Below are 2,638 nucleotides of genomic sequence, written 5' to 3'. Positions count from 1 at the left end.
TGTCAATGGCCATTAATTTCTGCCCACGGGCGGCCAGTTAATGTGCCCGCTGGTGGCCAGTAAAACTGCCCGGTGATGGCCAACAGATCTGCCCACTGAGGGTTCTCGGCGGGGTTGGCCATCGTCGGGTGGTGTTAGTTCAGTTGGGTGACTCCTTTTCCGGCGAGGGCTTGGGTGAGGCGGATCGAGTCGCCGCTGGTTTGGCAGACGTGGGCGTGGTGCAGGAGCCGGTCAACGGTGGCGGTGGCGAGGGTTTTGGGCATGAGTTCGTCGAAGCCGGCGGGGTGCAGGTTCGAGGAGATCGCGACGGAGCGTTTTTCGTAGGCTGCGTCCACGACCCGGTAGAGACCTTCGGCGGCGTCGGTGGCCACCGGCAACAGGCCGATGTCATCGATTACGACGAGTTCGGCGCGCAGTATCCGGGCGACGGCCTTGGTGACGCTGTCGTCGGTGCGGTGGGCCCGGATCAGGGCGCCGAGGTCCTCGAGCCGGAACCAGGCCACGCGCATACCGGCTTCGACGGCCTGCTGACCGAGCGCTTCGAGGAAGAACGTTTTCCCGGTCCCGGAGGGCCCGCAGACGACCAGGTTCTCCCGCCGGGTGATCCATTCCAGGGTCCGGAGTGCTTGTTGGGTCGCCGCCGGGATCGACGAGACCGCGGGATCCCAGGCGTCGAAGGTTTTGCCGGTCGGAAAGCCTGCCGCCTTGCGCCGGGTGGCAAGCATGGACCGGGCCCGGCCAGCTGTTTCTTCGGTGAACAGGGCCTTGATGACCTCTGCCGGTTCCCAGCGCTGGGCCCGTGCGGTCGCGATGAGTTCCGGGGCCAGCGCCCGGGCGTGGGGCATTTTCAGCTGCCGCATCAGCGCTTCCAGCTCGGCGGGCAGCGGCGGCGCGGCGGTGGTGACGGGGCTCATCGGTTCTGCTCCTTCATCGTCGTGGAGGCTCTGGTGCCGAGGCCGGCCCAGGCACTGGTGCCCTGGGTCAGCGATGATGCCTCGTTAGCGGCGTGGGTGGTGGTGCGCCGGATGTTCGCGTTCAGGATCGAGGGCAGATCACCGTGGGCGAAGCGGCCGTGCAGGGCGGCGTCGCCCAGCGCCCGGTCGACCGCTTCGGTGCCGGCGATTTTGGCCAGGGTCACGGCCTCAGCCATTTTCACGTTCATCCTGCCCGTTCCTGCCGTGGCGGCCTCGACAAGCCAGGTTCTGGCGCCCTCGCCGATGGCGAGGAACTCGGCCTCCCCGGCGGTTCGTGCCTTCACGGCGTAGTCGCCGGGGGTCCTGGTCCTGGTTCCGGGGAAGTGCTCCTCGATGACCGCCGGGCTGCCGGGCCTTGCCCGGCCGTGTCGGGCGACCTCGACCGGGCCGGCGGGACCGTGGTGAACGATAATGACCTGCTCATCGGGGCCGGTGCCATGGGAACGGACGAACACCCGTGCGCCGAGCAGATGCGCGGGCACGGAATACTGAGCATTCTCGAAGGCGACCATCGGGGTGTTGTCCGGGACCGTGCGGGCCAGGCCGAACGCGACCGTGTGCGCGGTGTCCGGAACCCGGTGCAACCGGGACTGCTCCTCAACCAGCACGGCGGCCGGTTTACGCCTGGTGGCCCGGTGTTCCCGGTTGTTCACCTCGTCCATGAACGCCTGGCACGCGGCCTCGAGCTCGGCGAAGGACGCGTAGCCGGGGCGGAGGTTCGTGTCCTTCGGGACGAGGTCGGCCTTGGCCAGTTTCACCGATGCTTCAACGCCGCCCTTGGTCGCGGGATCCGCCGGCTGGCAGGTCAGCACGCTGACCCCGTAGTGGCGGGCGAAGTCAAGGGTCTGCTGGTTCCGCACCGGGACCCCGGCGACGTGGGCGGTGGTCACTGTCTTCTCGTTATCGGTCAGCACGTAGGTTGGTGCCCCGCCCAGGATCCGGAAGCACCGGTCCAGGGCAGCGAACACGCTCGGCGCGGTCCGGTCCCGCAACGGGATCACGATCCGGAACCTCGAGAACGCCAGCCAAGCCACGAACAGGATGGTCTTCACCCCGCCGATCCGCGGCCCGTCACCGAAGTCGTACTGCAGCCACATCCCCGGCTCGGTGATCCACGGCCGGTGAACGCGGGTGTGACCCAGCCGCCACGCGGCTTTCACCTGAGCGATGGCTCGGCGGGTGGACCGCTCCGACCCCGAATAACCCAACGCCAGCAGCTTCTCGTGGGCTTTATCGGCGCGGATCCGGCCCTTGGACGCCTCGATCCATTCCTCGATCTTGGGCAGGAACGCGTCGGTGACACGATCGCGGGGCGCGGGCTCAGCGATCGGCCGGCCGGCGTCCCGCGCAGCGACGTGCCTGGCAACAGTGTGGTGCGAGCAGCCCGTGAGCTCCGCCGTGGCGCGCAACGATCCGGTCAGATCGTAGGCAGCAAGAATTTCCATGATTTCTCCGTCATGCTTCATACAGGGCCTCTTCCTGGGACGACATTTGGTGCGACTAGACACCGTCATCAAATCCCGGGGAGAGGCTCCCGCCGCTTAAGACGCGGCAGGTTCAGTTGAGGAAGTGGGCAGATCTCATGGCCACCGGTGGGCAGTTTTGCTGGCCGTCAGTGGGCATTTTCGTGGCCGCCTATGGGCAGTTTTTCATGGCCGCTAACA

Annotated in this window: 2 protein-coding genes; both read right to left on the bottom strand. The window is 67.2% G+C overall.

Annotation, left to right across the window (positions count from 1 at the left end; all coding sequences use genetic code 11):
* Positions 1 to 134 precede the first annotated feature (134 nt).
* Complete coding sequence (istB, locus tag AB0313_RS22065; protein WP_366308477.1) at positions 135 to 914, bottom strand: IS21-like element helper ATPase IstB; 780 nt, start codon at positions 912 to 914, stop codon at positions 135 to 137.
* Positions 911 to 2,440 (bottom strand): IS21 family transposase, encoded by a 1,530-nt coding sequence (gene istA / locus AB0313_RS22060; RefSeq protein ID WP_366308476.1) that lies wholly within the window; start codon positions 2,438 to 2,440, stop codon positions 911 to 913. Before istA ends, istB begins: the two co-directional genes overlap by 4 nt.
* Positions 2,441 to 2,638 lie beyond the last annotated feature (198 nt).

Origin of the sequence: Pseudarthrobacter sp. NPDC080039, assembly GCF_040702335.1 — a bacterium.
Classification (GTDB): domain Bacteria; phylum Actinomycetota; class Actinomycetes; order Actinomycetales; family Micrococcaceae; genus Arthrobacter; species Arthrobacter enclensis_A.
The sequence above is the reverse complement of the archived record's forward strand: the minus strand, read 5'-3'. Positions and strand labels throughout refer to the sequence as shown.